Raw genomic sequence first — 22484 nt, 5'->3', positions numbered from 1 at the left:
CCGCCGCTAGCCGCCTGCCCCATGGCGCGGCAGGGCATCGTCGATGTCATAGAAGGCGGCCTTGTCGGCCACGAAGATGTGCTTGCCACCCGCAAGTCCGCTCGGCGCATCGAAGAGACCAGCCATCAGCGATATGACAGCCTCGCCATTCCGCTGCCAATAAAGCGCCGAGCCGCACAGCTTGCAGAAACCGCGCTCGGCATCCTTGCTCGCCCGAAAACGGCCGATCGCCCCCTCACCCGTAAGGGTCACCTTGTCGAGCGGCACGGATGTTGCTGCATAGTAGAGCCCCGTCTGGCGCCGGCACTGGCTGCAATGGCAGAAGGTTACCGGCGATAGGTCGGCGTCGACCCGAACAGTCACCGCTCCACACAGACAGCGCCCCTCATGTGCTTGCGTCATTATTTTTGCCTCCCAAACGACATCCGGGCGAGCTTCAGAGAAGCTCGCCCGGATGTCAATTTTAGAAAGGTGAAGCTGACCTTCAGCCGTTCGCAACCATCATGCGCTTTTCGTCGCGACCGCTCTTCATCCGTTCGGCCAGCAAGAAAGCGAGTTCCAGTGCCTGATCCGCATTGAGGCGCGGGTCGCAATGCGTGTGGTAGCGGTCAGCCAGATCGTTGCCGGTGACAGCACGAGCACCACCCGTGCATTCGGTAACGTCCTTGCCGGTCATCTCGATATGGATACCGCCCGGATGCGAACCTTCCGCACGATGGATCTGGAAGAAGCTTTCGACTTCCGACAGGATCCGCTCGAATGGACGGGTCTTGTAGTTGTTGAGCGTGATCGTATTGCCATGCATCGGATCGCAGGACCAAACGACCTTGCGGCCTTCGCGTTCGACAGCGCGAATGAGACGCGGCAGATGCTCGGCAACCTTGTCATGACCGAAGCGGCAGATCAGCGTCAGGCGACCGGCCTCGTTCTGCGGGTTCAGGATGTCGATCAGGTTCAGAAGGTCGTCCGCCTGCAGAGACGGGCCGCACTTCAGACCGATCGGGTTCTTGATGCCGCGGCAGTATTCGAGATGCGCATGGTCGGCCTGGCGGGTGCGGTCACCGATCCAGATCATGTGGCCGGACGTGGCATACCAGTCCCCGGAGGTGGAATCGACGCGTGTCAGCGCTTCCTCGTAGCCGAGAAGCAGGGCTTCGTGGCTGGTGAAGAAATCGGTTTCACGCAGGCTCGGATTGTTTTCCGACGTGATCCCCACGGCCTTCATGAAGTCCATGGTTTCAGAAATACGATCGGCAAGCTTGCGGTAACGTTCGGCCTGCGGGCTATCCTTGACGAAGCCCAGCATCCACTGATGCACGTTTTCGAGGTTGGCATAACCACCCATCGCAAAGGCGCGCAAGAGGTTGAGCGTCGCGGCCGACTGGCGATAGGCCATCAGCTGACGATCAGGATTTGGGATACGCGCATCCTCGGTGAATTCGATGCCGTTGATGATGTCGCCACGGTAGCTCGGAAGCTCGGTGTCGCCGATCTTTTCCATATCGGAAGAACGCGGCTTGGCGAACTGGCCGGCGATACGGCCAACCTTCACGACCGGCAGCTGCGCACCGAAGGTCAAGACGACTGCCATCTGCAAGAAGGCGCGGAAGAAGTCGCGGATATTATCCGCGCCATGCTCGGCAAAGCTTTCGGCACAGTCACCGCCCTGCAGCAGGAAGGCTTCCCCTTCTGCGACCTGGGCAAGCGACTTCTTGAGGCGACGGGCTTCACCTGCAAAGACCAGCGGCGGATACGTTGCAAGCTGCTGCTCGGCCGCCTTCAGCGCCTCCTGATCCGGATAGGCCGGAACCTGCTTGATCGGTTTTTGCCGCCAGCTGCTCGGGGTCCAATTCTGCGCCATGGTCGTCACCTGTCTCATCTAGATCTGCGGCGCGCTCCCGGCCGCAACGGTGGAGGGCTTATAAACGGTTACTGATTGCTTTGAAAGCCGAAGTTTCAACAGAAAAGGCCTGTTTCGGCGCGCAGATCAGGCAAGCCGAATTTCACCCGATACGGCTCTTCATCACGATGTCCCATTTTTCCACAGCCCGTAGCAGCAGAATAACAATGCTATTGCATTCCTCCGCATCAGGGAACAAATTCATCTCATTCGAATATGCCGCAATGCGGGTAACTGGAGGGAGGCCAGTTTCGCGCATGCTTCGAGGACTACCGATCCCGACTGGGGATGGAACTTGTTTCGGAGTCGCAAGACTTCAAGCGTAGATCATAAGGATCGTGTTATGGCGTATGACTGGACCGGCGTTCACACCCGCAGAACCCGCAGATTGCGGTTTCTCGCTTTATCCCTGGCAGCACTTGCCGCTGCACTTTTCACCTATATTCAGCTCCTGCTCTAGGAGCTTGAAGCGCCCTCCCGCACGGAGGGCGCTTGCCGAGACGCTTCTCAGGCACGTTCACCGTTTCGGATGCGATAGCTGGGCTGGTACATGGTGACCAGCTCCTCAGCCGCTGTCGGATGAACCGCCATTGTGCGGTCGAAATCATTCTTCGTACATCCCGCTTTCAGCACAATGCCCAATAGCTGAGCCATTTCACCGGCGTCGTGGCCAAGGATGTGGGCACCAACGACCTTTCGATCGGCAGCGTTGACGATGAGCTTCATGATCATCTTCTCGCCACGCCCGGACAGGGTTGCCTTCATCGGCCTGAACTGAGCCCGATAAACCTCAATTTCCGGAAATTTCTTCGAAGCCGCCTCCTCAGACAGGCCGACGGTGCCGATTTCCGGCTGCGAGAAGACGGCAGTCGCGATCAGGTCGTGATCCGGCTTTGTCGGATTGCCACGGAACTCGCTCTCGACAAAACACATCGCCTCATGGATCGCAACCGGGGTCAGCTGCACTCGATCCGTGACGTCGCCGAGCGCGAATATGCTCGGCACATTTGTCCGAGAATAATCATCGACAATGATGGCTCCCCGTTCGTTGACGGCAACACCGGCAGCCTTGAGGCCCAGACCCTTGGTATTGGGATCACGACCGAGTGCCAGCATCACCTGCTCCACCACGATTTGTTGGCTTGCCAGCGTCTCGACGTTCAGTTGACCTGTTGCCGATTTCGAGACCGATGCGATGTGATCCTGGCAGATGATGCGGATTCCCTTCTCGACCATGGCCTCATGCAGCCCCTTGCGCATGTCCTGATCGAACCGGCTGAGTATCTCGGCGCCCCGATAGATCAGCGTGGTGTCAACGCCCAGCCCATGGAAGATATTGGCGAATTCCACCGCGATGTAGCCACCGCCCGCAATCAGGATTGACCGAGGGAGAGCTTCGAGATGAAAGGCCTCGTTGGATGAGATACAAAACTCGTAACCGGGAAGCGCCTCATGCGGGTTGGGCGTTCCGCCAACGGCGATCACGATTCGCTCGGCCGTCACTTCCCGGCCGCCATTGACCAGCCGCACGCTATGGGGGCCGGTGATCTCCGCACGGCTTTCGATCAACTCGACCCCTGCGCCTTCGAGGCCTTTCCGGTAAAGTCCTTCAAGACGCGCGATCTCCTTGTCTTTTGCAGCCAGGAATCGGGACCAGTCGAATTGCGTCTCCTTGACCGTCCAGCCATAGCCGGAGGCATCCTCGAAATGCTCCGGATACTGCGAGGCGTAGACCATGAGCTTCTTGGGTACGCAGCCACGGATAACGCAGGTGCCACCAAAGCGATATTCCTCGGCAATCGCAACTCGCTTGCCCATGGCGCCCACCAGTCTCGCACTGCGAACGCCGCCCGAGCCGCCTCCGATGACAAAAAGATCATAATCATACTGGTGCATGGCAGGCTCCCGACGCTTTTAAAGTGATCAGACGGATATAGGCGTTCCAGAGGGCAAAAAGAAAGCCCGGCTTTGAACCGGGCTTTCAACGAAGAGTGAGGTCATCAGATCAGGGCTTCGGAGCCTGGCTCTGAACAACCTGCAAGAGGCTTTCATTGGCCTCCTTTTCAAGGTCGCGGGCAACACCTGCAGTCCAGATGTCGGCAGCCTTCAACAGTTCGCGGGTTGCGATCGGGCCATCCTTCAGGAGTTTCTTGCCGGTTTCACCGCTGTAGAAATTGGCGATCTCCTGCAATTCAGCCTCGGTGAACGCCTTGGCGTAAACAAGGGCCGCTTCGCGCTCAAGATCGGCACGGCGGGTGGCAAGCTTCAACGCAGCTTCTTCGACCTTCGCAGAGATTTCGTCCTGCAGGTTCGGATAGGCCTGGATCAGCTGCATCGTCAGCCGCTCCATGATGTTTGGCAAAATGGCATCGAAACGATTGGTTACACCAAGGGCGGAGATGGCAGTGCGAGCGGCCTGAAGGTGCTCGGGCGCCACGTCCTGCGCGCGAGCGGAAAGGCCGCCCAGCATGACGCTGCCAGCGACAACGGCGATCGAGGCGAAACGGCCGAAACGCGAAATGCTGTTCATCAAAATTCTAAGCTCCTGTTAGTATTTAGCCTTCATCTCTCGAGCACCTGCCGGTCCGGCAATGATTGCGAGAGACGCGATGTTTATGAAGAGACCGTGCTCAACGACGCCAGGTATCGCGTTCAACTGGTTCGCCAATGCGTCTGCATCAGGAATACGGCCAAAAGATGCGTCCAGGATCAAGTGACCGCCGTCAGTCATGAAGACACTGCCGTCTGCGCGACCACGAATTTTCAACTCACCCGACAGACCCATCTTCGAGCACAGAGTCTCGATTGCAATCTGCGTCGCCTTCTGGCCAAAGGGGTTGATTTCAATCGGCAGCGGAAAGGCGCCGAGGCAATCCACAACTTTGGTTTCATCGGCAATTACAATCATCTGCCGGGACGCCGCAGCGACGATTTTCTCGCGCAAAAGGGCCCCGCCCCCGCCCTTGACCAGGCGCAACTGTGCGTCGACTTCGTCTGCACCGTCAATCGTCAGATCGAGTTCTGGAAGCTCGTCGAGAGACTTCAATGGAACCCCGAGCTCGACGCAGAGTCGGGCTGTGCGCTCGGACGTTGGAACGCCCTCAACATTCAGGCCGGCCGATACTTTTTCCGCCAGCAGGCGGACAAATTCTTCTGCGGTCGAGCCAGTGCCGATGCCAAGCTTCATACCGTCTTCGACATAGGCAAGTGCGGCCTCTGCGGCCTTGATCTTCATTTCGCGCGCGTCCATGCGCCAAAAGCTCCCGATCGTTTCGTTGCAAGCTGTTTACACGGGCAAGTCGCCAAGTAAAAGCCCTGCCCTTTGCAGATTGGCTTCCGTCAGATAAGGCCAAATGCATATCGGCCACTGCGGAGGTTTTATGCACAAGGCAACGATCATTTTCGATCTCGACGGCACACTGGTCGACACGGCTCCCGACCTGGTAACAAGCCTCAACGCGACTATCGCATTGCGTGGACTTACCCCAGTCACCTACGAGGATCTGACCCATCTGGTGGGCCAGGGCGCAAGGATGATGATTGCAAGGGCATTTGCCCTGCGTGGCGCCGCATTGGGCGAGGACGATCTCGATGTCCTCCAGGCAGAATTCGTCCACCACTATCGTGCCGGCATGCCGGGCGCGAGCCGCCCCTATCCTGGCATCGTGGAGGCTCTGGAACGGCTGAGAGACGCAGGTCACACGTTGACCGTCTGCACCAACAAGCTGGAGGAATTAGCCCTGCCACTTTTGCAGGGTTTGGGGCTGGCCCACCACTTCGCGGCGATCACCGGCGGCAACACCTTCGAGTTTCGCAAACCCGATCCGCGGCACATCGTCGAGACCGCAAAACGCGCCGGTGGCCCAACGGACCGCATCGTCATGGTCGGTGACAGCATCAACGACATTGCCGCTGCCCGCAATGGCGGCATCCCATCCATCGCGGTCACCTTCGGCTATTCCGATATCCCGGTCACCGACCTCGGTGCCAACGCCGTCATCGACGACTTTGCCCTGCTGACAGCAGACTATATCGCCAATCTGACAGCCTGACCGGCGCGATAGGCAACGAATGTGAAAACGGCGGGTGTCCCCGCCGCTTCTGCCCCCGATCAGACGCGCGGCGTGCGCGCATCCGTCGTCGCCTTGAACGCTTTTTGCGTCGCAGTATCACGGGCGTAGACGTCGTCGAAATACTCGATCACGCCATCCTTGTTTGGCCACGCCGTGAAGTACGAGACATAGACCGGAATCTTCTGCGGCACCTGAACCGCACGGTTCTGGCCGCTGGCAATCTGCCGTCCGATTTCCTCTACCGTCGTCCCCATCACCGCAGCCGCCATCACGCGTGGCTCTGCCAGTCGCACGCATCCATGGCTGAGAGCACGCATGTCCCGGTTGAAGTAGCTCTTCGACGGCGTGTCATGCATGTAGATAGCATGATCATTCGGGAACAGGATCTTCAGTTCGCCAAGCGCATTGTCACCGCCCGGCGGCTGACGGACATCGACGCGCGGGTTTCTGTACCAGTCTACATGGCTTGAAGGAATCTTGCGGCCTGCCGACGACACCTCATAGCCGAGACGGTCAAGATAAGATGGATCCGCCCGAAGCTTCGGCAGCATTTCGTTGATGATGATCGACTGCGGAACGCCCCAATAGGGGTTGAACTCAACCGTCTCGATCTGATCCTGGAAGAAATAGGTCTGGTTGGCTTTCGAGCCAACAACGACCCGCATGGAAAGCTGCTCGCGCCCCTCATTGATGTAATAGGCGCGGAAAGCGGGCTGGTTGATGAAGACATGCCGTTCGCCAAGCTCGTTCGGCAGCCAGCGCAGCGCTTCCATCGACGCAACGAGCTTGGCAATCTTTTCCGCATTGCTGTGGCCGGTCATTGCCCGGATGGTCGCTGGTCCGACAACGCCGTCCGGCTTGAGGCCGAGTTCCTTCTGAGCGGCCTTGACCAGTTCCACGAGCTCAGGCCCGTAAACGGTGCTCTGCGACTGCGTTGCCAAGGTGGCGGCATGCGCCGCCTGAATGTCAGGCGACGCGATCTGCTTGATGGCAGCAATGATGTTGACCAGTTCCGGATTGGTCTGTCCGGGCTTCAGCACGGTGCCAGGTGCGATGGTGACGACAGTCTTGTCAGCCGCCGCATCCTCGGCGCGCAATCGGGCCAGCTCCTCGCGCATGGCAACGAATTGAGGGCTCTGGGGATTGCGCGTGCGCAGGTAAGCCTTCACGTCGGGGCTGCGGCGCAGCATGTCGAGCAGCGAGCCAAGATTGACCGTCTTCCGCTTGAAGTCGTGATAGCCTGAAATCTTGTTCGGATTGATGCGGCCCCGCTGCGTGTCCTGCACGTAAGCTGCCACTTTGGCAGAGAGCGCCACTTCAAAATTCATCAGGTCACGCTGGAAACGCTCCTGATCTGCAGCATCCACAGCCGCGGCAGGCACAGTCAGCGCGTAATCTTCAGGCGCAAGCCCATACTGGTCTGCCTCCGCCAAGGCTTCCTGTGCAAGGCGCCCACGCTCGCTCAAGCCTTCGTCCGTCACCCAGATCATCGGCTTATCCGGGTTGGAATAGTAAGCCTCGACCACCTTGGCGACGTCGTCCGTCGCCTTCACCTTGGTTGCGGCAAGAAATTGGCGTGGATCAAGAGGCGCGGCCTCCGCAGCCGGTGCCCCGCCTGCCCCAGCCGGCGCAATCGCGCCCGTCGTGACCGCGGATGCAGCATCTGCCTCGGTCTCCGCCGCAGCCGGCTGCGGTTCGACCGCCTGTGGCAGCTTTATGGCGATCAGGCGCTGCGCTTCACTCTTGTATGTGTAGTATTGCGGCCCCTTGACCTTCGGCAGCGGCTCCGGATCGCCCATCTCCAGACCGCCGCGCGCTTGCTGCTCGAGACTGGCATTGGGAGTAGCCTTCGCCTGACGGCCCGGCCCGCCCCGCAAAAGATCGAGAAGGGTCGTCGCCCCTGCACTGGAAGGCGCCACAGCAATTGCCGTGGACACCGACAGGAGGGCCGTAAAGATGGCACTGCGGTGAAAGCTCATTCTCAATCTCGTCTCTTCCGTCCGAGTCGTCAGAGACTCGTTGCTGCATGGGCGCTGATGCCGATCCATAAGCGATCCGCATTGGCTTGAAAAGTTGTCGACCTGACAGCGGTCCGGAGGCGCCCGGTCAACTTCCCGTGACGCGATCCCATTGCGGACCACCATCGCCGAACTAGGCCTAAACAACAGTTAATTTTCCCTAAATCTTAAACAAGCGTTCACACACTTGCAGTGATGCTCCGCACTTTGATGGCCAACAGGTGGCGACAGCGGCAGCGTGTGACACGAGCAAGGCCGAGATGAGGCAAAGTCATTCCCTGGCACAAGAATTTGACCCTTGCCGTTTGCATCACCATTTTCACCATTGGCTGCGCTGCATCACGCAGCGCCCGCCACGAGAAAGGAACGCCACTCATGTCCACGCGTACGGAAACCGATACATTCGGGAAAATCGAGGTTCAGGCCGATCGGTATTGGGGCGCGCAAGCCGAACGATCGCTTGGAAACTTCAAGATCGGCTGGGAAAAGCAACCTTTGCCGATCATCCGGGCGCTCGGGATCGTCAAGCAGGCCGCAGCGCGCGCCAACATGGCGCTTGGCAAGCTCCCGCCCGAATTGGGTGCGGCCATCATTGAAGCGTCGGAAGAGGTTCTGCGCGGCGAACTGAACGAACATTTCCCGCTCGTCGTCTGGCAAACAGGGTCCGGCACGCAATCGAACATGAACGCCAATGAAGTGATTTCCAACCGCGCCATCGAACTGCTGGGAGGCGAAAAGGGCTCAAAGACACCGGTGCACCCGAACGACCACGTCAATATGAGCCAATCATCAAACGATACCTATCCCACCGCCATGCATATTGCGGCGGCCGAGCACGTCGTTCACCACCTCCTGCCAGCCCTCAAGCACCTTCATGGCGCCTTGGACGCCAAGGCAAAAGCGTTCGTCGACATCATCAAGATTGGCCGCACGCACACGCAGGACGCAACGCCACTGACCCTTGGCCAGGAGTTTTCAGGATATGCCGCGCAAGTTGCCTCGGCGATCAAGCGCATAGAACTGACCCTGCCCGGACTGTACGAACTTGCCCAAGGCGGTACGGCTGTCGGCACCGGCCTGAATGCGCCGATAGGCTTTGCCGAAAAGGTTGCCCAAGAGATTGCAGCGATCACCGGCCTGCCCTTTGTCACGGCACCGAACAAATTCGAGGCGCTGGCTGCGCATGACGCCATGGTATTCGCCCATGGGGCGATCAATGCCGCGGCGGCAGCACTGTTTAAAGTCGCCAATGACATCCGCTTTCTCGGGTCAGGACCTCGCGCGGGTCTCGGCGAACTGGCGCTGCCGGAAAACGAGCCGGGTTCCTCGATCATGCCGGGCAAGGTCAATCCGACCCAATCGGAAGCCCTCACCCAGGTGTGCGCCCATATCTTTGGCAATCAGGCTGCGATTACATTTGCCGGCAGCCAAGGCCACTTCGAACTCAACGTCTACAATCCGATGATGGCCTATAACTTCCTGCAGTCCGTGCAACTGCTTGGCGATGCAGCCGTCTCGTTCACCGACAATTGCGTCGTCGGTATCGAGGCGAGAGAGGACAACATTCGCAAGGGGGTGGAGAACTCGCTGATGCTGGTGACAGCGCTCAACGGTCGACTTGGCTATGACACCTGCGCCAAGATCGCGAAGACAGCCCACAAGAACGGCACCACCCTGCGCGAAGAAACGGTTGGCGGCGGCTACCTCACCAATGAGGAATTCGACGCCTATGTCCGCCCGGAAAAAATGATCGGCCCGAGCTGAGCATCTTTGCGCGGTCCTCACATGAGAGGGCCGCGCATCGCGTTCTGGCAGCTGTTAGCGCGGGAAGACCTCAAGCCCAGTGCGATTGAGGTCGCGCGCGCGAAACAGCGCCATATCGGCGCGATGGATGAGATCCGCCATCGCATCTCCCATCTGACGCACCGACAATCCGAACGTCACTCGCAATTCACCGCGTTTCAGAGGCGACACCTCGAGCTTCTCAACCGCTGACCGGATGCGCTCGCAAAGTGTCACGACGGCATCGGGCAAATCGCCGGGAAAGAGGATCACGAAAGTCCGGCCCGACATCCGCGCGGTCACATGCTGCTGCCCCAGCACCTGACGCACAATGTCGCCAACGGCAACCAGGGCAAGATCCGCCGCCTCGCGGCCATGCTCTGTCTGCACCGCCTCGAATTCCGCCACTTCGAAGACCGCAACCGTGAAGGGGGCCGTGGGATCACTACCTTGCGGCATCCGCTCCAATTGCAAGGCATAGGCAGCACTGCCATTCAGCAAACCGGTCAGAGGATCGAGCGCCGGCCGCCCCTCTACACGCTCGGCCAGCGACGCAATTTCCCCCACCATTCCACAGACAGCCCGCGTCACCACAGCGATTTCGTCATCGCCGCGCTTCTCCACCAGTTCATCGGCAAACCGTCCTCCGTGGCGATAGGCCGTGATCACAGAAGCAAGGGTCCTTAACGGCGCGGTCAGGTGCCAGATCGCACCGAGGCAGGCGATCGTTCCGACCAGCGTTGCCGACAAGACGATCAGCGCCAGCTGCCAGCCACCCGGATTTGGCATCGAGCTGAAAGCGATCAGAAGCGAGATGAGCGGCAGATGGATGCAGACAAAGCTCACGAGGAAGAAACGGATGACGATGGAATGACGCCACTTCAGCAATGATCGCTTGTCAATCTGCACGAATAATTTCCTTCCTACGCAATCTGCATTTGAATCTAAGATCTGGTTGTTCTTTGACGAAGATCAACCACTGTGACAAGCGGAAGCTTCGGCTTTCGCCGCATTGAAATTTTAAGCCCTTCCCCTTACACGACAGGCAAATCCCGCGATGCCACGAAAGGTTCGATGATGGCTGACGATCTGTTTCCTCTCGGCGAGGACCGCACGCCCTACCGCAAGATCACCTCGGAATTCGTCTCGACCGAGACATTCAAGGGGCAGGAAATCCTTGTCGTTGAGCCTGAGGGCCTGCGCCTTCTGGCCGAAACCGCGCTCTCGGATATCAACCATCTTTTGCGCCCCGGCCACCTGAAACAGCTCGCCTCAATTCTTGAAGACCCCGAAGCGACTGACAATGACAGGTTCGTCGCCTTCGACCTGTTGAAGAACGCCAACATTGCGGCGGGTGGCATTCTGCCGATGTGCCAGGACACGGGTACGGCGATCGTCATGGGCAAGAAGGGACGCGCTGTCTGGACCGACGGCAAGGACTATGAGGCCCTGGCCGAGGGCGTTCGCGACGCCTATGAGCGCCGCAACCTGCGCTACTCGCAGCTTGCCCCTCTGAAGATGTTCGAGGAAAAGAACACCAAGACCAATCTTCCTGCGCAGATCGACCTCTACGAGGAGGGCGAGGACGCCTACAAGTTCCTGTTCATGGCAAAGGGTGGCGGCTCCGCCAACAAGACCTTCCTCTACCAAGGCACACCATCGCTCCTCACCCATGACCGAATGATCGACTTCCTTAAGGAGAAGATCCTGACGCTGGGGACGGCAGCCTGTCCGCCCTACCATCTGGCGATCGTCATTGGCGGCCTGTCTGCAGAAATGACGCTGAAGACCGTAAAGCTTGCATCGGCCCGCTATCTCGACGACCTCCCCACGGAAGGCTCCGAGAGCGGCCACGCCTTCCGCGATCTGGAGATGGAACAGGAAATCCACAAGCTCACCCAGTCGTTGGGCGTTGGCGCGCAGTTTGGCGGCAAGTACTTCTGTCATGATGTCAGGGTCATCCGCCTGCCCCGCCACGGCGCCTCGCTGCCGATCGGCCTTGGCGTCTCCTGTTCCGCCGACCGCCAGGCAAAGGGCAAAATCACCAAGGATGGCATCTACATCGAGCAACTCGAGACCGATCCCTCCAAGTACATGCCAGACATCGATGAGACCGCCCTCTCCTCCTCTGTGGTGAAGATCGATCTCAACCAGCCGATGGACGCAATCCTCGCCGAATTGACCAGGCATCCGGTCAAGACGCGCCTGTCGCTGACGGGCACCATTGTCGTGGCACGTGACCTTGCGCATTCCAAGATCCGTGAGCGTCTGGAAAAGGGCGAAGGCATGCCCGACTACATGAAGAACCACCCTGTCTATTATGCAGGGCCTGCCAAAACGCCGACCGGCTATGCCTCTGGCTCTTTCGGACCGACAACGGCTGGCCGCATGGATTCCTATGTCGACCAGTTCCAGTCTTTTGGTGGTTCCATGGTGATGCTGGCGAAGGGCAACCGGTCGCGCGCGGTGCGCGAAGCCTGCAAGACGCATGGCGGCTTCTATCTCGGCTCCATCGGCGGACCTGCAGCCCGGCTTGCGCAGGATTGCATCAAGAAGGTCGAAGTCCTGGAGTACCCGGAACTTGGCATGGAAGCGGTCTGGAAAATCGAGGTCGAAGACTTCCCTGCCTTTATCGTGACAGATGACAAGGGCAACGATTTTTTCCAGGAATTCAATCTGGGCTAGTCCCGATCGTCGGGAAAAAGCAGCCCGAGATCGATAATTAGCTTAAAAATTCAATGGCCTGAGGGATGTCTCTCGGGCCATTGCAATTTCACACCAGCAACAATTGGTTGTCGGTACGTTAAGCCTTTTCCAAGAATTTTACGCTACAGAATCTGAACGCTCATAGTGGGTGTCGAGATTGGAGCTTGCCGAATGAATACGGCACAAACACCAAAACCGCAGATTCCCGACGTATCCAGCCAGATCGGCTTCGCGATGCGTTCGATGGGTGTGGCGCCGATCCCGCGAAACTACGAATTATTCTACGAAGCCTATATCGGCTCCAATCCGGCCTTGACCCGCGACCTGGCTGCCCTGGGCAGTCGCGCGACGCAGGACGAAATCGACGCCCTTAGAGACCACTATTTTGGCAATGGCCAGGATCGCATCGAAAGCGTCCATGGGAAGCTACTTTCGGAGCTCGAAGCGCTGCTGCGCTTGATGAAGCAGGAGCAGACCTCGCTTGAGAGCTACAACAGGCTTCTCGGCGAAACCTATACCCGTATCAGCTCCAAGAGCACCACCAGCGCGGATCTGTTGCGCAACGCCATCTCGATCCTGACCGACGCGACCGGAAACACCATGGCCCATGGTGAGCAGACGGTTGAAAAGATGTCGCAGCGCTCCCAGGAAATGGATGCCGTCCGGCGCGAGCTCGATGAATACAAGCGCATCGCCAACACCGATTCGCTGACCCGGATATCGAACCGCCGCGCTTTCGACGAGAAGCTCGCCTCGATTTACGCCAAGGGAGACAAGCCACTCGCCAGCCTCATTTTGGCGGACATCGATCACTTCAAGAAGATCAACGACGTCTACGGCCACCCCGTTGGCGACAAGATCCTGGCGACTGTCGCCACCATCATTCGCGCCAATGTTCGCAAGGATTGCTTCGTAGCCCGCACAGGCGGCGAGGAGTTCGCCGTGATCGTGGAAGGATACACGGCGGACGAAGTGTTCCAGATAGGCGAAAAGATCCGCGTCGCTCTCGAGCACACCCCCTTCAAGAACTCCAAGACCGGCGTGAATTACGGGCCGATTACGATTTCGCTCGGCTATTCCATGTCAAGCGAGGCGGAAGATGCGGGCGAGCTCTATGCGAAAGCCGATACCGCTCTCTATTGCGCCAAGAACAATGGACGCAATTGCATCTTTGCCTTTGAGGACGGCATGAAGAAGGATTTCAGCAAAAGCTGGCTGATCTACCGCCGATAGTGCGGACTGGCCCGCTCACCACATGGTTTTCTCAGCCCGGCCCGGCCATTCACGATCATAGGTTTCCTGATCGAAACTCTCCTTGGCCGATTTCAGCATGGCGCCAGGAGACGGCAATCCTTCCGCCGCGTCTTGCGAGCCGGCGCTCCAAAGCCCTGCCCGCATAACCGCCCGCGCGCATTGGAAATAGACTTCGTCGATCGTGACCAGAGCGACACTGCGGGGCGCCTTGCCCTCCACGACAAAGCTTTCGAGGAGTGCGGCATCGACCGAAATCTCCGCCCTTCCGTTGACCCGCATCACACTGTCAGATCCCGGAATCAGAAACATCAGCGCAACGCGTGGATCCCTGACAATGTTGAGCAGGCTATCGATGCGATTGTTGCCGCGCCGGTCGGGCACGGCAAGCACCGTGTCGCTTTCGACGCGCACTACCTGGCCGCGATCGCCACGCGGTGAGCAATCCAACCCTTCAGGACCGACCGTCGCCAGAGCCATGAAGGGCGATGCCTCAATCATCTGCCGGTAAGCTGGCGTCAGGCGCGTTGTCACCTTGATGGTCGATGCTTCCGTCACATCTCCATAAATCGCCTTTAGCTGTTCGACGCTGGTCACAACAGTCATCAAATCCTCCATCTGCGCGAGCATCGCGGCCCTACCGGCGCTAAAGCAGAACGATGACAGTTTTACAATCGTCCGCCTGCCGCGCTGTTGCTACTCCACTCCGGTGTCAAGAGAAAGGTTTTGACCGCTTCGATGACCTCTGCCGCGCTGACGATTCGTCGATGCCCATGCCCATTGGCCCAGAGATGGCGAACATGGGGTGAAGCACCCGCATAGCGATGCGCGTGCTGCGGCGAGACCTCCTTGTCATCCTCTGCATGCACGACGAGGAGCGGCGTCTGCTCCTGTTGCGCAACAGTGACGGCATCGAGATCCTCCAGACGCTTGCCGACAAGCTTGAACACGCGCTCCCCCATGCTTGCAAGGCTGCGCTCACCAACGCCGACCACCTTGGCAAAACCGACAATCACGTCGTTCAGGTTCGATGGGGAGCCGATCACGACAACGCGCCTGGTGCGCAGCCGCGCAACTCCGTTGAAAACGCCACCGAGCGCCATCATGACAGAGGCGCCGCCAAACGAATGCCCGACCACACCATCGAATCCGCCAAAATGCCGATCTGCCGCAACGATCGCCTCCGTCGCGACATGCAGATCCAGCCTGCGCCCACTGGAAGCGCCATGCCCGGGCAGATCAAGAATGACGACCTCGGCACCGGCTGCATTGAGGTTCAACGCCAGCTCGGCCAGATACTCCGCCCGCGAGCCCCAGCCGTGGACGATCAGAACCCGCGGTGGGGCCGCACCCTCCGGGTTCGCCTCGAGCACATGCAGACCCACCGTGCCGGAAGCGATAGGCAATTGCACCCGCCGCGCCGAAGCGAGCGCCCGCCGACCGGCAGCAAAGGCCCGGACCGCTTTTACCCCCTTGGGTTTTCGCGATGGGGTTCGACAAAACAAGGCAAATGCCACACGCCCCGAGAGGGTCGGTGCGACACGCTCCAACCCGCGCATGAACAGACGGGTGACCTGAAGGGACAGAGATGGCATAGTCAGCGGAAATCCAATAATGTTCAACGGTGAACAATAAACGATGAAATCAGACAAAGTTCAAGCCCTGCCCTGGGATCATCCGCGCTTTCGCAGCTGGATTGCCGTTGGCCGGGCCTGCCAATTGATGCAACAGGCCCTGACAAAGGCCCTCGCGCCGCTCGATATCAAGCCGCCGCACCTCGACATTCTCGTCAATCTCTATCGATTCGAGGGCATTTCGCAGCAGGAGCTCGCCCGCAAGCTCCTGGTCGGTCGGTCCAACATGAGCATGCTTCTGCCGCAGATGGAGAAACGGGGACTTCTGGAACGGCGGCCAGACCAGTGGGACAAGCGGATACTGCGACTTCACCTGACGGGACAGGGACGTGAACTGGCCGAAGAGGCGATGGTGATCCAGACAAGCCTGATCGATGCAACGCTGTCGACCATTCCTGTTGACGATTGCGGGGTCGTTGCAAACAGCATGGAGCGCCTGATCGAGCAAATGCTGTCCCAGACGGACCGCAGCGGCTCAGACCCTAGCGAGGATCGCGACTAAGACCCTTAGTCGCAAGCTCTCGCTCATACTCGGCAAAGGCCTGATCGCCGGTAAGCCTGAGTTCGCGCAGATAGGTCCAGGTAAAAATCCCGGTGTCATGTCCGTCATCGAAGGCGATGCGCACTGCGTAATTGCCCGTCGGCACGACGCCCCGGATTGCGACGTTGCGCTTGCCAGGCACAGTTACCTTTTGTCCGGGTCCATGCCCCTGAACTTCTGCAGACGGCGAAAGCACACGCAGCATCTCGGCCGGCAGCGCCGCCACGCTTCCATCATTGAACGTCACCGTCAGCAGCTGCCGATTTTTCGCGACTTTGATTTCGGTGGGCCAGATATCGGTCACGGCATACTCCTTCGGTCGGGGGCTGCCGCAACCGTTAGGATCTGCCAATCCCGGTGACAAGCAAATTCCGGAATGAAATCGCAGGATTGCTTGACGCTGGTCGGGTCGAACGCCACATTGTGCAAAAGTGGAGTGCAACTTGGACCAGACCCCCAGCGCATGGTCGGCAGCGACCGCCTTGTCGAACTCGATGTCACCGATGATCGATCCCTTCGGTCGGTCGGTGACCTATCTGCGTGTCTCGGTGACGGATCGCTGCGATTTCCGCTGCACCTATTGCATGGCCGAAAACATGACCTTCTTGCCGAAGAAGGATCTGTTGACCCTGGAAGAGCTGGACCGTCTCTGTTCCGCCTTCATCGCCAAGGGTGTCCGCAAGCTGCGTCTGACCGGCGGCGAGCCGTTGGTGCGCAAGAACATCATGCATCTGGTGCGCGGCCTGTCGCGTCATCTGGGCTCCGGACTTGAAGAGCTGACCCTCACCACCAATGGTTCACAGCTCACGCGTTATGCCGAAGAGCTGGCCGATTGCGGTGTCCGGCGGATCAATGTCTCGATCGACACACTGGATCCGCAAAAGTTTCGCCAGATCACGCGTTGGGGTGAGCTGGACCGGGTTCTTGAAGGCATAGGTGCAGCGCAGAAAGCGGGCATTGCCGTCAAGCTCAACGCTGTGGCGCTCAAGGACTTCAACGACACGGAAATCCCTGAACTCCTCAAGTTCGCGCATTCTGAAGGCATGGATCTGACGCTGATCGAGACCATGCCCATGGGCGAAATCTCCGAGGATCGAACGGACCAATACCTGCCTCTCTCGGACGTCCGGCGCAAGCTGGAAGATCAATTCACACTCACCGACATTCCCTACCGCACAGGCGGTCCCGCACGCTATGTAACCATTGCAGAGACTGGCGGTCGGCTGGGCTTCATCACACCGATGACCCATAACTTCTGCGAAAGCTGCAACCGCGTCAGACTGACCTGCACCGGCACGCTTTACATGTGCCTGGGCCAGGATGATGCCGCCGACCTGCGGACCGCCTTGCGGGCATCTTCGGATGATGCCTACCTCTCGGCAGCCATTGATGAAGCTATCACCCGGAAACCCAAGGGGCACGACTTCATTATCGACCGGCTGCACAAGAAGCCGTCCGTCGCTCGACACATGAGTGTCACCGGCGGCTGAACCGGCGGCATTTGCATGCCTCAAGCGGATCGGCGCCTGCGCGCCTTCCCGGCGAAGCGTCGACATCCCTGCTGAGGCGGGCAATCTTCTGCATCAGCAGGTCCACACGCTGGCTAAGCCCGTGGATATGACCAATCGTCGCTGTCTTGAAACCGATCAGACCAACACGGGCAATGAAGAGGATGAGCGGCACCAGGAACGGTAGAATCTTCGAGACGATTCGGCGACCTTACGGCAGACGATCTAAGACCCCCATGAGAACTTTGAGGCGTGAGCGCTAAGCGACCACCCCGGCGGGGCACGCCCCAGGACGGAGCGCGAAACGATCTTCTGGCCTCGCCCTTTCGCATCGATTAGCCCGCTCAGCCATTTTTGACGCAGCGCACAATCAGTTGACGGTTTCGACTCTTCGTTGCTTGGTCTACAACTGCCGCGCAAGAATGGGATTGATTTCATGGCCTTATCAGACAACAGCCGCGGCGCCCTTTTGATGGCGATCTCCATGGCTGGCTTTACATTCAATGATACCCTGACGAAATCGATCATCGGTGAGCTGAGTGTAGGTCAGGTCATGTTCATCCGCGGTGCGATGACAACGCTTCTCGTCTATGTCGTAGCCCGAAGGCTTGGCGCCCTCGATCACATCAGGAATATCCTGCAGCCACTGATCATGACCCGGATCGTGTTCGAGATCGTCGCGGCCATTGCATTCCTGTCAGCGCTGGGCCAGGTCCCGCTCGCCAATGCATCCGCGATCCTGCAATCCCTGCCGCTTGCCGTCACGCTCGGCGCTGCCCTGTTCCTCGGCGAACCCGTGGGCTGGCGGCGCTGGACGGCGATCTGTGTCGGCTTCCTCGGCGTGCTCGTGATCATCAAGCCCGGCCCCGAGGGCTTCACGATTGCTTCTCTTTATGTGGTGATCAGCGTCATCACGGCAGCCGGTCGCGATCTGGTCACACGCAAGATCGATGCGAAGATCTCTTCGCTGACCGTCACCCTGTTCACCGCAGCCTCGATTTCTGTGGCCGGCCTGCTTCTGACGCCCATTTACGGCGGCTGGCAGCCGGTTTCCGGCAAGGCTCTCGCCACGCTCGCGGTTGCTTCCGTCTTCCTGTTTGCCGGCTATCAGGCCGTGATCATGGCCATGCGAACCGGGGACATCTCCTTCATCGCGCCTTTCCGCTATACCAGCCTGCTCTGGGCCGTCCTGCTGGGCTTTGCGTTTTTTGACGAAGTTCCCGATCGCTATATGTTCATCGGGGCTGTTATCGTCATCGGCTCCGGTCTTTACACCTTCTACCGAGAGCACAAGCGCAAGGCAGCACTGGCCGCCGACATCAAACCGAGTTCTCCGGCCTGAGCACAAGGGGAGAGATTTTTGGCGACGCCCTTCAACAAGACGGGTTTCCCTGGCCTGATCCTGGCGGGTGGCGCATCACGCCGGATGGGTGAGGACAAAGCCCTCGTGAAACTGGGCGAGAAGACATTGATCGAGCATGCCGCCTCTAGGCTTTGTCCGCAGGTGAGCGAGGTCTGGATCAACCGCATGCACGCGGCCCATATGCCGTCAGACTACCTGGTGATCCCCGACACGCTGGAAGGGCGCCAAGGGCCATTGGCCGGGATCCTTGCCGGGCTTTCCTTCATGAAGCGCCGCAATCACACCGCGACACATCTTTTGAGCGTCCCCATCGATACGCCTTTCATGCCGGCGGATCTCGCCACCCGGCTCGCCGGCCAGCTGCAGACGGCGAGCGACATAGTCCTCGCCCAATCCATGGGGAGGCAGCACCCGGTCATCGGGCTCTGGCCTGTCAGCCTATGGGAGGACCTCGCGGCGTGGCTAAGAGGGGCGGACACCCGACGCGTGTTCGACTACCTCGCCCGCCATCCACACCACTTCGTGGATTTCGAGGCGTATGGCGACGAACAGGACCCTTTCTTCAACATCAACAGTCCTGCCGATCTGGCATGGGCGCAGGACCGAGTAGAACAGCAGGGGTCATGACGAAAGAACCAAGGATTTTCGGCATTGCCGGCTGGAAGAATTCCGGCAAGACGGGCCTTGCCGTTCGTCTGGTCGAAGAATTCACGGCGCGTGGCTACAGGATCTCGACGATCAAACATGCCCATCATGATTTCGACATCGATAAGGTGGGAGCGGACAGCTATCGCCACCGCCACGCCGGTGCCCATGAGGTGGCGATCGTGTCCGGCACACGCTTTGCCATCATGCATGAATTGCGCGGCGAGCCAGAGCCAAGCTTTGAAGACATTCTTGCGCGTTTGGCCCCATGCGATCTGGTGCTCATCGAGGGCTACAAGCGCGAACCGGTCCCCAAGATCGAGGCACGGCGACGGGATGCCGCTCGGAAAGACCCGCTGGCTCCCTCCGATCCTCACATCCGGGCAATCGCTGCAGACCATGCCGTTGAGAACACGGAGCTTCCGACCTTCGATCTCAATGACACCAAGGCCATCGCCGACTTCATCACCGAGGTCACTGGTCTGCCGGTACGGGACTGAACCTACCAGTCACCCGAGGGAATCGAAAAGGGCCGCCGGTTTTTCACCGGCGGCCCTTTTCATTGCAATGAACTGAACAATCGATCAGTCGGCACTCGAGACGTTTGCCGGACGAACCAACGTGGTCACGCGGCGGATCGCAACGCGACGGTTCTGCTGCTCGGCCTCTTCCGTGCGGATCTTCAGGTAGCGCTCACCATAACCCTGAACCGACATGTTTTCCGGCGGGATGCCGTAGACTTCGGTCAAGAGGTTGGCAACGGTTTCCGCACGACGGTCCGACAGAACGAGGTTCGAACGGTCGGAGCCGACAGCATCGGTGTGCCCCTCGATCAGGAAGACTTCGCCAGGATCCTTGTCGAGCAACTGCTCCATCGCCTGGGCAACCTTGCGCAGGGTGCGAGCCTGCTCGAGCGGCACTTCGGCCGAGCCGGACGGGAAGGTAATCGTGTCGAGGTCGATACGGCGTACCTTGTCACGCAGACGGGCTGACGACTTCACCTCATCGATCGAGTAAACGCGTTCAACACGTTCGACAGGCGGCTGGGCGAGGAACTCATAGTAGTCACGATCCGGCGAGCGGGTCGTGCTGACGATGTAGTCCTCGACCGGAACCGTGAGACGCATCGGCGGCAGGGACAGACCAACGTCGACATACATGCGCGGACGCTGACCATCGGCTTCCGGCGAATACATCAACACCGTTTCGCGACCGCGTGGCGAGATGCGCGAGCGAACGATGATGTCACCGTAGCGATTGTAGACTGTCACGAGCTTGCTGCCGTCAGCGCGCTCGATCGTCTCACGGGTCCGACCGCGTGGCAGTTCCTCGTAGTAGGTCTCCTCAGCATCGTAACGCAGACGCTGACGATCATCACCGCGAACGACAATCTGGTTTCCGACATTGATGACGGTCCGGTTGTCGATCTGCTCGACGACCCGAACTTCGGTTACCTGATTTACGATCGTTGTATTGTTCGTCACGTTGTTGTTCGTGACATTGTTCGTCACGTTGTTGACGACGGTGTTGTTGGTGACATTCGTCGCATTGTTGACGACGCTTGTCGGCACTTCAAAGGTCGGCTGAGCATCCAGCCGCTGACCATCTTCGGTGACGACAGCCTGGATCGCCTGCGGCTCCACCTGAACCGTTTCGGCCTGCGCGGCGGCATCGCTTTCCGGGGCGGCGACAACCTCCTCCTGGGCACGAAGCTCGGAGCGCTGTTCGCGAGAGGCTTCCCCGCCGGTATTGTCGGCATCCTTGTCGCTATCGAGCACAGCCGCGCCATTCTCAACCGGCAGAACGACGGTGTCGGACGTCTGTGACGGATCCTGGGCGATGGCTTCCTGCTCTTCGGCGCTGCGGGTGTCGGTGATCACCTCGACTGGCTGATCAACCGGCGGCTCAACGGCGGGAACGAGAACCTCTTCACCTTCCGCAGGGGCCTCGGCGGGCGTCTCGGCCGGAACTTCAATCTGGTCCGCCGGAACATCCGTGCTGTCGGGGCGCGGCTGCTCAGCCTGGCCATCCTGCTGTTCGGCAGGTTGCTGGGTCTCTTCAGCAGGGACCTCCTCTGCAGGGGCCTCTTCGGCCGGAGCCTCTTCAGCAGGCGCTTCATCTGCCGGGGCAGCTTCTGCCGGAGCCTCTTCGGCTGGCGCTTCTTCTGCCGGTGCCGCAGGGGCCGGGCATTCGGCTTCACTTGCTGCCTGCGAGCCGTCGGCACAGGTCACAGCCTGAGGCTCTTCTGCTGCTGCTGCTGCTTCAGCTTCGGCAGCCGCTTCGGCTTCCTTCTGCGCTTCAGCGTCAGCAGCAGCCTGCGCCTCGGCTTCAGCCTGGCGCTGCGCTTCGGCGTCAGCTTCCGCCTTGGCCTGAGCCTCCGCGTCGGCGGCCGCTTGTGCTTCTGCCTCAGCCTGACGCTGGGCTTCAGCCTGAGCTTCCGCTTCAGCAGCGGCCTGGGCCTCCGCTTCCGCCTGGCGCTGCGCCTCGGCCTGAGCCTCAGCTTCGGCCGCGGCTTGAGCTTCCGCTTCGGCCTGACGCTGCGCTTCAGCTTGTGCCTCGGCTTCCGCCTGGCGCTGGGCCTCAGCCTGAGCTTCCGCTTCAGCTGCGGCCTGGGCCTCTGCTTCGGCGGCAGCCTGCGCTTCGGCTTCCGCCTGGGCCTTCGCCTCCGCTTCCGCTGCCGCCTGCGCATCGCGTGCTGCGCACGCTTCCGCATCTGCAGCCTCGCTGCCATCCGCACAAACCACAGCCTGCGCCAGCTGGATCAGCTTTTCTTCCGCGCCCTGCGCCTGTGAACGCTTGGCGATACCCGCACCGAAACTCGCTGCACCGACCGGCTCGACAAGCACAGCCATTGTCAGCACCGGGATCGCCACGGTGTTGAGCAGTTTGTTTTTGAACATAAAGTTCATTCCTTCCCTTGAGCGCCTGATGGCCAGTGGATCGGTCCACCTTCCTAAGCGCTGTTGTAAACTCGTATCGAACCCGTCGGGTTAGCTTGTCGATGATCCTAAGAAAATGAAAATTAACCGCGTCTGAACGCACAGTCGAAGCTTTTGCTCCATG

At 59.5% G+C, this 22484-nt stretch carries 20 protein-coding genes; 9 read left to right on the top strand and 11 right to left on the bottom strand.

Going from position 1 to position 22484, the window contains the following annotated elements:
- Positions 1–6: 6 nt before the first annotated feature.
- From FAA97_RS01700 to rpiA, 5 genes are all read right to left on the bottom strand, one after another.
- Complete coding sequence (locus tag FAA97_RS01700) at positions 7–402, bottom strand: GFA family protein (protein ID WP_136596798.1); 396 nt, start codon at positions 400–402, stop codon at positions 7–9.
- Positions 403–484: 82 nt separating this feature from the next.
- Positions 485–1861, bottom strand: coding sequence for a class II 3-deoxy-7-phosphoheptulonate synthase (locus FAA97_RS01695; protein WP_136597675.1), 1377 nt, complete (start codon positions 1859–1861; stop codon positions 485–487).
- A 546-nt stretch (positions 1862–2407) separates the two neighbouring features.
- Positions 2408–3796, bottom strand: a complete 1389-nt coding sequence (gene gor, locus FAA97_RS01690) for a glutathione-disulfide reductase (protein WP_136596797.1) — start codon at positions 3794–3796, stop codon at positions 2408–2410.
- 109 nt (positions 3797–3905) lie between these two features.
- A complete protein-coding gene (locus tag FAA97_RS01685; RefSeq protein WP_136596796.1) occupies positions 3906–4430 on the bottom strand; it encodes a DUF2059 domain-containing protein in 525 nt (174 codons plus the stop codon).
- 18 nt (positions 4431–4448) lie between these two features.
- On the bottom strand, positions 4449–5150 hold the full coding sequence (rpiA, locus tag FAA97_RS01680; protein ID WP_136596795.1) for a ribose-5-phosphate isomerase RpiA: 702 nt from the start codon (positions 5148–5150) through the stop codon (positions 4449–4451).
- A 130-nt stretch (positions 5151–5280) separates the two neighbouring features.
- On the opposite strand from rpiA, the gene FAA97_RS01675 reads away from it, so the two are divergent.
- Complete coding sequence (locus FAA97_RS01675; protein WP_136596794.1) at positions 5281–5952, top strand: HAD family hydrolase; 672 nt, start codon at positions 5281–5283, stop codon at positions 5950–5952.
- Positions 5953–6011: 59 nt separating this feature from the next.
- On the opposite strand, the gene FAA97_RS01670 is transcribed toward FAA97_RS01675, so the two are convergent.
- Positions 6012–7952, bottom strand: a complete 1941-nt coding sequence (locus tag FAA97_RS01670; protein ID WP_136596793.1) for a L,D-transpeptidase family protein — start codon at positions 7950–7952, stop codon at positions 6012–6014.
- Between the two features lie 414 nt (positions 7953–8366).
- On the opposite strand from FAA97_RS01670, the gene fumC reads away from it, so the two are divergent.
- Positions 8367–9755 carry a class II fumarate hydratase gene (fumC, locus tag FAA97_RS01665; protein ID WP_136596792.1) on the top strand — a complete coding sequence of 463 codons (1389 nt, stop codon included), beginning with the start codon at positions 8367–8369 and terminating at the stop codon, positions 9753–9755.
- A 54-nt stretch (positions 9756–9809) separates the two neighbouring features.
- Here fumC and FAA97_RS01660 read toward each other — a convergent pair whose 3' ends face one another.
- Positions 9810–10682: a GGDEF domain-containing protein gene (locus FAA97_RS01660; RefSeq protein WP_136596791.1), complete on the bottom strand. Its 873-nt coding sequence runs from the start codon at positions 10680–10682 to the stop codon at positions 9810–9812.
- A gap of 165 nt (positions 10683–10847) precedes the next feature.
- On the opposite strand from FAA97_RS01660, the gene FAA97_RS01655 reads away from it, so the two are divergent.
- Positions 10848–12458: a fumarate hydratase gene (locus FAA97_RS01655; RefSeq protein ID WP_484237555.1), complete on the top strand. Its 1611-nt coding sequence runs from the start codon at positions 10848–10850 to the stop codon at positions 12456–12458.
- 192 nt (positions 12459–12650) lie between these two features.
- Positions 12651–13712: a GGDEF domain-containing protein gene (locus tag FAA97_RS01650; protein WP_136596789.1), complete on the top strand. Its 1062-nt coding sequence runs from the start codon at positions 12651–12653 to the stop codon at positions 13710–13712.
- 15 nt (positions 13713–13727) lie between these two features.
- Here FAA97_RS01650 and FAA97_RS01645 read toward each other — a convergent pair whose 3' ends face one another.
- Positions 13728–14336 carry a pyridoxamine 5'-phosphate oxidase family protein gene (locus tag FAA97_RS01645; RefSeq protein WP_136596788.1) on the bottom strand — a complete coding sequence of 203 codons (609 nt, stop codon included), beginning with the start codon at positions 14334–14336 and terminating at the stop codon, positions 13728–13730.
- A 62-nt stretch (positions 14337–14398) separates the two neighbouring features.
- Positions 14399–15325 carry an alpha/beta hydrolase gene (locus tag FAA97_RS01640; RefSeq protein ID WP_136596787.1) on the bottom strand — a complete coding sequence of 309 codons (927 nt, stop codon included), beginning with the start codon at positions 15323–15325 and terminating at the stop codon, positions 14399–14401.
- Between the two features lie 43 nt (positions 15326–15368).
- On the opposite strand from FAA97_RS01640, the gene FAA97_RS01635 reads away from it, so the two are divergent.
- Positions 15369–15866, top strand: coding sequence for a MarR family winged helix-turn-helix transcriptional regulator (locus FAA97_RS01635; RefSeq protein WP_136596786.1), 498 nt, complete (start codon positions 15369–15371; stop codon positions 15864–15866).
- Here FAA97_RS01635 and FAA97_RS01630 read toward each other — a convergent pair.
- A complete protein-coding gene (locus tag FAA97_RS01630) occupies positions 15847–16209 on the bottom strand; it encodes a gamma-butyrobetaine hydroxylase family protein (RefSeq protein ID WP_136596785.1) in 363 nt (120 codons plus the stop codon). The two genes, FAA97_RS01635 and FAA97_RS01630, sit on opposite strands and share 20 nt — an antisense overlap.
- Before the next feature lie 190 nt (positions 16210–16399).
- Between FAA97_RS01630 and moaA the strand changes: the two genes are divergently transcribed.
- The 4 genes from moaA to mobB all read left to right on the top strand — a co-directional run bounded on the left by moaA (position 16400) and on the right by mobB (position 19921).
- Positions 16400–17395 (top strand): GTP 3',8-cyclase MoaA, encoded by a 996-nt coding sequence (gene moaA / locus FAA97_RS01625; RefSeq protein WP_136597674.1) that lies wholly within the window; start codon positions 16400–16402, stop codon positions 17393–17395.
- A 454-nt stretch (positions 17396–17849) separates the two neighbouring features.
- Positions 17850–18755 carry a DMT family transporter gene (locus tag FAA97_RS01620; RefSeq protein ID WP_136596784.1) on the top strand — a complete coding sequence of 302 codons (906 nt, stop codon included), beginning with the start codon at positions 17850–17852 and terminating at the stop codon, positions 18753–18755.
- 18 nt (positions 18756–18773) lie between these two features.
- Complete coding sequence (mobA, locus tag FAA97_RS01615; RefSeq protein WP_246041313.1) at positions 18774–19403, top strand: molybdenum cofactor guanylyltransferase MobA; 630 nt, start codon at positions 18774–18776, stop codon at positions 19401–19403.
- Complete coding sequence (gene mobB / locus FAA97_RS01610; RefSeq protein WP_136596783.1) at positions 19400–19921, top strand: molybdopterin-guanine dinucleotide biosynthesis protein B; 522 nt, start codon at positions 19400–19402, stop codon at positions 19919–19921. The genes mobA and mobB overlap by 4 nt, the downstream gene beginning before the upstream one ends.
- An 84-nt stretch (positions 19922–20005) precedes the next feature.
- On the opposite strand, the gene FAA97_RS01605 is transcribed toward mobB, so the two are convergent.
- Positions 20006–22321 carry an OmpA family protein gene (locus tag FAA97_RS01605; RefSeq protein WP_136596782.1) on the bottom strand — a complete coding sequence of 772 codons (2316 nt, stop codon included), beginning with the start codon at positions 22319–22321 and terminating at the stop codon, positions 20006–20008.
- Between the last annotated feature and the right edge of the window lie 163 nt (positions 22322–22484).

This window comes from Peteryoungia ipomoeae, from assembly GCF_004912165.1.
GTDB lineage: Bacteria > Pseudomonadota > Alphaproteobacteria > Rhizobiales > Rhizobiaceae > Allorhizobium > Allorhizobium ipomoeae.
Note: the sequence above shows the minus strand (reverse complement) of the source record. Positions and strands in the feature narration are given on the sequence as shown.